At 50.6% G+C, this 8,565-nt stretch carries 8 protein-coding genes; 3 read left to right on the forward strand and 5 right to left on the reverse strand.

The window, feature by feature from the left end; translation table 11 throughout:
* Nucleotides 1-28 precede the first annotated feature (28 nt).
* Nucleotides 29-766, reverse strand: a complete 738-nt coding sequence (locus tag PGL01S_RS20815) for a GDSL-type esterase/lipase family protein (protein WP_244935679.1) — start codon at nucleotides 764-766, stop codon at nucleotides 29-31.
* 113 nt (nucleotides 767-879) lie between these two features.
* Nucleotides 880-2,160, reverse strand: a complete 1,281-nt coding sequence (locus tag PGL01S_RS20820) for an alpha-L-fucosidase (protein WP_164775538.1) — start codon at nucleotides 2,158-2,160, stop codon at nucleotides 880-882.
* A gap of 141 nt (nucleotides 2,161-2,301) precedes the next feature.
* Between PGL01S_RS20820 and PGL01S_RS20825 the strand changes: the two genes are divergently transcribed.
* Nucleotides 2,302-3,144 (forward strand): AraC family transcriptional regulator, encoded by an 843-nt coding sequence (locus PGL01S_RS20825; protein WP_127496495.1) that lies wholly within the window; start codon nucleotides 2,302-2,304, stop codon nucleotides 3,142-3,144.
* 92 nt (nucleotides 3,145-3,236) lie between these two features.
* Here PGL01S_RS20825 and PGL01S_RS20830 read toward each other — a convergent pair whose 3' ends face one another.
* The 3 genes from PGL01S_RS20830 to PGL01S_RS20840 all read right to left on the reverse strand — a co-directional run bounded on the left by PGL01S_RS20830 (nucleotide 3,237) and on the right by PGL01S_RS20840 (nucleotide 6,858).
* A complete protein-coding gene (locus tag PGL01S_RS20830) occupies nucleotides 3,237-4,094 on the reverse strand; it encodes a class II fructose-bisphosphate aldolase (RefSeq protein WP_127496496.1) in 858 nt (285 codons plus the stop codon).
* Nucleotides 4,095-4,258: 164 nt separating this feature from the next.
* Nucleotides 4,259-4,555 carry a hypothetical protein gene (locus tag PGL01S_RS20835; protein ID WP_127496497.1) on the reverse strand — a complete coding sequence of 99 codons (297 nt, stop codon included), beginning with the start codon at nucleotides 4,553-4,555 and terminating at the stop codon, nucleotides 4,259-4,261.
* 122 nt (nucleotides 4,556-4,677) lie between these two features.
* Nucleotides 4,678-6,858 (reverse strand): YhgE/Pip domain-containing protein, encoded by a 2,181-nt coding sequence (locus PGL01S_RS20840; protein ID WP_244935680.1) that lies wholly within the window; start codon nucleotides 6,856-6,858, stop codon nucleotides 4,678-4,680.
* A gap of 135 nt (nucleotides 6,859-6,993) precedes the next feature.
* Here PGL01S_RS20840 and PGL01S_RS20845 point away from each other — a divergent pair, with 135 nt between their 5' ends.
* Both PGL01S_RS20845 and PGL01S_RS20850 read left to right on the forward strand, forming a co-directional pair.
* Nucleotides 6,994-7,797, forward strand: a complete 804-nt coding sequence (locus PGL01S_RS20845) for an S-layer homology domain-containing protein (RefSeq protein WP_164775539.1) — start codon at nucleotides 6,994-6,996, stop codon at nucleotides 7,795-7,797.
* Between the two features lie 77 nt (nucleotides 7,798-7,874).
* Entirely contained in the window at nucleotides 7,875-8,525 is a 651-nt protein-coding gene (locus PGL01S_RS20850) for a GntR family transcriptional regulator (RefSeq protein WP_127496499.1), read from the forward strand.
* The last annotated feature ends 40 nt before the right edge of the window (nucleotides 8,526-8,565 follow it).

Here is an 8,565-nt window from a genome sequence, read left to right on the forward strand (position 1 = left end):
TGCCGCCCTGTAAACGGGCGGCAAAGTGCTATTTCGATTCCCTATTCAGCACTTCTCGAAGCGCATCCGCCCACAGCTGATACCCTTGTTCTGTCAGGTGACAAGTATCGAATGCGATCTCCCGCGGCAAATTTCCGTCTTCGGCAAGCATGGAAGGCCCGATATCAAGGAACGTTAATCCGAGCTCGGTGGCCAGCTCCGCATATAACTCGTTCATCCGGCCGATCAGCTTGCGGCGCGGATCCTCCGGCGATTCTTCGCGCGGAAATACGGCCATTAAAATGATATGCGCGGAAGGAGCATGCTTCCGGACACGTTCTACGATAGCCCGAACGCCGTCACGGGCTTCCTCAGCTGTACTCGCCCGGGCATTGTCTGTCTCGCTTGTATTGTTTGTTCCGATATTGATAACGACCCACTTCGGAGAAAGGCCTTCGAACTGCCCGTTGTCCAAACGCCATAATACATTTTGAGTACGGTCCCAGCCAAAGCCAAGATTAAGCACGCGCCGGCCTCCGAACACGGACTCCCATGCTTGCCCTGTTCCATGCCGGCTTGTTGATACCGGCAGCCCTCCCCAGAAATGCGTAATCGAATCCCCGATCAGAACAATCTCCGGATCGATTTCATTCCTGATCTGCAGTACCTGCTCATGCCGTTCCCACCAATCGTAGCTGTCCTCTTCCAGCTTGGTCGCCGGAATAACAGCCGTATTTACCGTATGCGTTTTCATTAACTTGTTGCCTTCTGCTGCCGTCTTATTCACTTGAATCACCCTGTCCCTATGATTTGACTCTATTATAGCGGAGAGAGGCCGACTTTCAACATGAAAAAAGGGCAGCTGATCATCCTTTGATCAACTGCCTCTGCACTGCTTTACTATTCAGCGACCATCTTAACCACAGTGTCCAGCGGCTCCCATTTTTCCTTCGGTATTTGAACGGATATCCCATTCTCGTTCTGTACGAATGGAATAACGCTGCCGTCAAGTAACTCGCAGCGTATGATCTTTTGCTTAAACGGAGGTAAAATCATGTTTTCAAAAGCAAGCATGTCTTGCACGTGCAAATAATAATGATTTCCCTTGCAGGTCATGCCGTAGACATGATCGACCGGCTGAAGCGGTCCCGCTGTAGTTCCGTATATAGCCTCGCCGTTTTTCTTCATGAACGCTCCAATATGCTTTAAATGCTCGACTTGATTCTCCGGAATTCCCCCGTCCGGATGAGGCGCAATGTTTAGCAGAACGTTTCCTCCGCGAACAAAACAGTCTATCATAATCTTGATAATTTGCTCCAGCGGCATAACCCTCTCTTGCTTGTCATAGGACCAGTGGTAAGGTATGGAAAAGCATTTCTCCCAGGCAATCGGAAGTATATTCCCTGTAACATCGTGCGGTCCTTCGTCGCATTGAAAATCTCCTAACCATCCTGATCTCGGATTGATTACGCATTTCGGCTGATTGCGTCTAACCATCTCGTTTAGACGGATAGGCTCCCAAAACCAAGCCGCGTCCGCATCCGTCCCGGTATGAGCAAGCCAGCCGCCGTCATACCAGAGAATATCAATCTTACCGTAACGGGTGGTTAACTCCTCGATTTGGTCATAACCTTGCTTTTTCATCAGCGATGCATTTTCGGTTAGCTCTTTGGGGTTAAAGTAACCGGGAAACCGCCAATCCATCGGCGAATAATACAAGCCTACCTTTAAACCTGCTTCTCGAAAAGCATCGGTATATTCCTTTACGAAGTCGCGTTTCGCTGCCGTACGTATGCTATCGAATCCTCCATAGCTCCCCGGGCTGTCCCATAATGCAAATCCGTCATGATGGCGGGTGACCATAACCGAATATTGCATACCCGCCTCCTTAGCCAAACTGGCCATCCGTTCCGGATTCCATTGCTGCGGATTAAACTGATCGGCAAGCTTCGCATATTCGTCCGCAGGGATACTTTCATTGAACATAGCCCACTCGCCGCGCCCGGGAATCGAGTAAAGGCCCCAATGAAAAAACAATCCGAGCTTGGCATCCTTCCACCATTGCATATCCTCATCGCTCAGGTTCAGCCAAGGCGCTTCGACGCCATCCAGGCTTTTTAGCTGAATGCTGCTTTTCAGCATAGAGGCAAGCTCCGCATCTTTTAATTGCTTGATAGACATTCGCACTGTCCTCCTAATAGTAGGTTCACATCTATATAACGATATCATTTCCTTATTGAAATTATATAGAATTGATCTTACGATAGAAATAACATTTATCGAGAATCCATATAACAATCCAACGTTTTGAGGTGCAGATTTATGATGTATCGACAATACTTTCTGCCTTCTTTCGAAGAGCTGAATTTTTTCTGCTTTCCAGACAGCGTCGGGAAATATACACATCCTGAAGATCATAATGTCTATCGGGAAACAGGACTGAAATATTTCTCGCTGCATTTCATCGTTAGCGGCAAGGGGTTTATCGAAATAAACGATACGGTCACCGCATTGAAATCGGGCGAAGCGTTTCTTCATATGCCGTTTCAGAAGATGCGTTATTATACCTCTAAGGACGAGCCCTGGGTAATCTATTGGCTCCAATTCAGCGGAAGCCAATTGGCGGATTTTTTATTGCAAAGCGGTTTCTACGAATCGACGATTTGGTCTATAAATGATATCGAATCGTTAGAGCAAGCCTTTGTTGGTTTAATGGATGAGATTGAAACGAACAATATCTCACGACTAGCCAATATTTCAACATTAACCTATTCCATCCTAACTCAATTTACCAGCAACGCCACTCCCTTCTCTAGCCACAGGGGAAAAGCCAAAATTGACCGGATTTTCGAGCTTCTCCCCGAAATGCAACAAAACGCCCACCTTCCTTTTACAATGGAAGAATGGGCGTTTAAAGCGGATCTAACTCCGAATTATTTCGGAAGCTTGTTTAAAAAAGTGACTAAAATGACTCCTCTTGCCTATATCACAAAATGCAGGATTCAAACGAGCAAACGATTGATGCTGAGCGACATTCATATGCCAATCTATGAAATAGCTACAGCGTCGGGTTACCCCAGTGCAAGTTACTTTAATAAGATATTTTTGGAGATAGAAGGCATGACACCTGGCCAGTTTAGAAGCAACCATTACAAATCTTGTTAGCTCTTATTTTTCACTCTCCGCCTATCCTGTACATGTAAAAAGGCTGAACAGCTGCTTATCGCAGTTGTTCAGCCTTTTTAATTGACGTTATATTACGCTTTGTTCGAGGAACCGAACTCGCGGATTTTACCGATAACGGTTTGTTTGATCGCTTCGCGGCCTGGAGCCAGGAATTTACGCGGATCGTATACGTCGGAGTCTTTAGTCAAGATCTCGCGAGCAACTTTAGTGAACGCGATTTGGTTCTCTGTGTTCACGTTGATTTTTGCTGTACCGCGAGCAATCGCTTTTTGGATATGCTCTGTAGGGATACCAGTACCGCCATGCAATACGAGCGGAAGCTTGATTGTTTGGCAGATTTCTTCCATTTCAGCAAAGCCCAGTTTAGGCTCGCCTTTGTAAGGGCCGTGAACGGAACCAAGAGCTGGTGCCAGGCAGTCGATGCCAGTACGTTCAACAAGCTCTTTGCACTCTTTAGGGTCAGCGTAGATAACGCCTTCAGCGACTACGTCGTCTTCTTGGCCGCCAACTGTACCCAGCTCGGCTTCAACGGAAATACCGCGCTCGTGAGCGTAAGCAACAACTTCGCTAGTGATGCGAACGTTGTCTTCGAACGGATCGTGCGAAGCGTCGATCATAACGGAAGTGAAGCCAGCGTCGATCGCTGCTTTACATTTGTCAACGGAGGAACCGTGGTCCAGGTGAATAGCAACAGGAACCGTGATTTTCATTTCTTCGATCAGGGCTTTAACGATGTTTGTTACCACTTTGAAGCCGCCCATATAACGAGCTGCGCCTTCAGATACGCCCAGGATTACCGGGGATTGCTCTGTTTGAGCAGCGTCAAGGATCGCTTGCGTCCATTCCAGGTTATTGATGTTGAATTGACCAACAGCGTAACCGCCTTGCAAAGCTTTGTTCAGCATGTCTTTCATTGATTCCAATGCCATTGTTAAATCCTCCTCAGATAAATGACTAGACCTTTCAATCATACCCAATTCAACTGCTGTTATGCGGTTCCAACCGGCAGATCTATCGGCCCGAACGGAATGGGCGTATGTACTCGTTCACGTTCTCTTTAAGTCAATATGTTATCACAAAATTCGGCATAAGACTACCTATTGGAGGTCAAGCTCCTTTGTCGCAGAGCAAACCAGATTAATTTAAAAATTGTAAGCGCTATAATGGAAGCAATGAAAATAAGCAGGATCCAAAAGACAGCGGCTAGCCATGGCCAGTCATCAAAAGGTCCGCGGTATATGACAAAAGCCGAGTCATGATAACCGAAATCATCGTTATGACTATCCGTACGAAACAAGGTCTGTACAAGGCTATTGTTCGTCAAAACGAGGATTCCCACAACCACTAAACCAAGCAAACCGCCTTGCCATATTGTTCCTTTGACACTCATTGTTACACCTCCTATCCTCGCAATCGCTGGATGGAATAATATCTATCTGATATTTTACCATTAGTACGCGAAACAAGCTGCCGGTCCTTGACGACCGGCAGCTTGTTTTTTCACATTCTCATTTAAATCTTAACCGGCATCTGCTGCTCGTCCCGCTGCTTCTTCGTCAAGGCGAAATACAAGCTCGTCAGAAGGACAAAGATCACAACGTAAAAGGCAAGCCGCCCGGCCTGCGACCACATATGAGCGAAATCGCCGCTCGAGATCACGTCCCTGTAGCCGCGGATGCTGTAGGTCATCGGCAGCCAAGGATTCATCGCCTGCGCCCAGCCAGGCAGCAGCTCATACGGGAAGGTGCCCGCGCTTGAGACAAGCTGGAAGATCATGAGCAGCAGCACAATGAACCGGCCGGGATTATCGAGCCAGGTCACAAAGGTTTGAACAACAAACATAAAAGTAAATCCGGTTAATACGGTGTACAGATAAAATAGCGGCACGCTCTGCACCTTTAATCCCAGCACGTATAGAATAACCGTGCTTAATATAAGGGATTGCGCAAGACTCATCACGCCGAAGGTAAGCAGCTTGCTGAGGAACAAAGGAAACCCGTCCGCTTCTTCATCCGCCGATCGCCTAGCCGAGAACATCGTCGTGAAAACAAGCGAGCCCGCAAACAAGGCCATGGACAGAAAATACGGGGCGATCCCGTTCGCGTACAGCCTCACCTTGCGGTCGTCATTCGCCACAATCGCAACCGGCTCGGCAATCATCTGGATCGTCTTCTCATCCGCCTTGAGGCTGGCCGTTTGCTCGGCGGCGCTCGCCAGATTGTCCGCCAGCTGCTGCGAGCCGGTGGCCACCTTATCGGCTCCGGTTGCCAGCTCGCCCCCACCGGATGCCAGCTGCGAAGCCCCGCTTGCAAGCGAAGCGCCGCCGGCCTTGAACTGCGAGATGCCGGACTTCAGCTTCTCCGACCCCTGCGCCAGCTGCGCCGCGCCCTGTCCGAGCTGCTTGCCGCCCGATACAAAGGCCGGGAATTTGGCCGCCATTTGCGTTAAGCCGTCACGCAGCTGGTCCTGCGCCGTCGCCAGCTGCGTGGCGCTTTGCAGCAGCTTGCTCTGACCGGCGCTAAGCTGCTTGCTGCCGGCAAGCAGCTTCTGCTGCCCGGCATTCAAGGTGCGGCTGCCCGTAAGCAGCTCCTGCTGGCCCTTGCTCAGCTCCTTCGCGCCAGCAGCTACCGCCTGGCTTGCCGCCAGCAGCTTCTGCACCGCCGGATCGGCAGCCAAATCGGCGTTGCTGTCCGCCAGCTGCCTGAGGCCCGCAGCTAACTGGGCGCTGCCATCGGCCAACGTATTGCTCGCGGCAGCCGATGCGGTCAGCCCCGACACCAGCTGCTTGCTGCCCGCCGCGGACTGCTGCAGGCCGGCGTACAGATCATCCGTCCCGCTCTTGGCGGACTGGATTCCGTCCTTCAGCTGCCCCGATCCATCCGCCAGCTTATCGGCTCCCTGCTTCAGCTGCGTGGAAGCCGCGCCTAGCTGCGAAGCCCCGGATGATAAAGTCTCCGCACTGCTGCTTAGCTTCGACAGCCCCGCGTTCAGCTCCGATGCGCCGTTCTCCAGCTGGCCAATACTGGCGTTGAGCTTGGCCGCCCCGCCTGACAGCTCCTGCAGCTTGCTGCTTAGCGTCCCCGCGCCATTCTTTAATTGCACCGCGCCGTCACGCAGATCAAAAGCCCCTGCCGCCAGCCTGGAAAGGCCGCTCGAAAGCTCCGAGAATTGAGAAAGCATACTTCTCGAATACGCCTCGGTCAGATTTTGCGACAGCCTGTTTCGCAGCTCCTTTGTCGCATTTTCGCTGATCTGCCCGGATATAAAGTTATAAAAGCTGTTCGATTCGAAGATAATATCCGCCTTCTGCGGCGTGTTGCTCGTTAAAGAGGACGCATGCTCGGAGAAATTGTCCGGAATCGTAATCGTCGCGTAATACCGGTTGCTGACCATCCCCTCGCGTGCGGCCTGCTCGCTGACGAACCTCCAGTCGAAGGTCTCGTTCTCCTTCAGCTCCTTCACGAAATCCTCGCCGACATTCATCGCTTTCCCTTGATATTCCGCGCCTTTATCCAGATTGACAACGGCAACCGGCAAATTCTGAAGCTTCCCGTAAGGATCCCAATTCCCCTTGATCAGGAACCCGCCGTACAGCATCGGCACGATAGATACGCCAAGAAACGTAATGATAAGCATCCTGTTTTTCAGGAAATAACCCAAGTCCTTCTTAAACACTCGAAACGAATTAGCCAATTCGGATCCATCCTTTATCTGTCATTCTTCGTGCCCCTATTGTTTCCTATGCCTTCCACTTCCATTCGACAGCTATTGCATTTACAATCTCGTACACTTTAATAGAGGACTACATTTTGAAGGGATGCGATGCTGATGAGTCGATGGAAAATCGTTGTGCCGCTGCTAATCGGTTGTCTCTTTGCCTTTGCAATAACCGGCTATGCCGCCTCCCAGGCGGCGTACGAGGAAGCCGAGCAGTCATGGGCCGCCCCGGCATTAAAAGAATGGCTCGATCTCGGATGGCTGCAGGGCTATCCGGACGGAACGATTAAACCGGAGATGCCCGTAACCCGGGCGGAGATGGTATCAATGATCAACAGAGCTTTCGAATTGAGCGATACGGCTCCCTTCTTTTATCAAGACGTCAAGACGTCCGACTGGTTTTATACCGAAATAGGCAAAGCCGTTCAGGCAGGCTACATACCCGAGGGAGGCAACGGCCGGATAAGACCGGAGCAGATCATTACTAGGGAGGAAGCGGCGCTTATGCTTGCGACCCTTGTTCAGCTGGAGCTTCCGAGAGAACAGGATACCCCGTTCAAGGACAATGATCGGATTCAGGAAGCAAGCCGCGGAGCCGTTGCGAACTTAGCGGAAAAGGGAATTGTGCAGGGCTACCCGGACGACACCTTCCGGCCTGACGAGCCGGTCACCCGTGCAAGCGCTGTCAGCATGATCGACAGATTGCTGAAGTCCGGCATCGTAAACCGGACTTACTCGGCGCCGGGTACCTATGGCCTTGAATCCGCCGTCGAGACGGTGTACGGAGACGTTACGATAGCAGCTCCTGATGTTACTTTGCGAGATTTGCATATTAAAGGGAATTTGATTATCAAGAGCGGCAGCGAAGGTTACCGCCTTATCGATGTCACGGTGGATGGCGACACTATTAGCTGACATCAGCTTGCCTATAGCATTGTTTTCCGGTTATTTGGTACTATTAGTCTAAAAAACAGATAAAGGAAAAATACTCGATGTCTTCAACCTCATTAGAATCTATTGCTTTCCGCGAAATCCGGGAACGGATTATGCGGGCTGAATATATGCCGGGTTCCATGCTATCGGAGAACGAGCTTGCCGCGCAGCTTGGCATGAGCAGAACGCCGGTCCGCGCCGCTATCTCCCTGCTTGAACGGGAAGGGCTTGTAGGCTCCTTCAGGGGGCGGGGGGTTATGGTAAAGGAAGTATCCGTCCATGAATTCAGCGAGATGTACGAGGTTCTTGTCTCCATGCAGCTGTTCGTGTTGGACACGGCCGCCAAGCGGCAGTTAAAATTCGATATTGCAGCCATGGAACAAGTACTTGAGCAGCAGCAATCCGCCTTGGAGCAAAAGGATTATTACGGCTACTACAACAGCACTTTGCAGTTTACCGAAACCATTCTGAAGACGATCCATAACGAAAGCATGCTGCAAATCATGGAGCTGTACCGCGGCCGTTACGTGTTCACCACCGTATCCTATCGCATCAAATACCCGCAATATCAGCCAAGCCGTTCCATTCAAACGAACTGCAGTATTCTGGAAGCGATCAAAAGCGGCGATATCGCCGCGGCTAAAGCCGCCGTCGCCTCGCAATACTCGGATACCCATGAGCATTTCATTCTCCATGGCTTAATGAAATAAATAGTTTATTCAAAAAAAGCCATGAACTCCGATGTCGGAA

Source organism: Paenibacillus glycanilyticus NBRC 16618, from assembly GCF_004000805.1.
Classification (GTDB): domain Bacteria; phylum Bacillota; class Bacilli; order Paenibacillales; family Paenibacillaceae; genus Pristimantibacillus; species Pristimantibacillus glycanilyticus.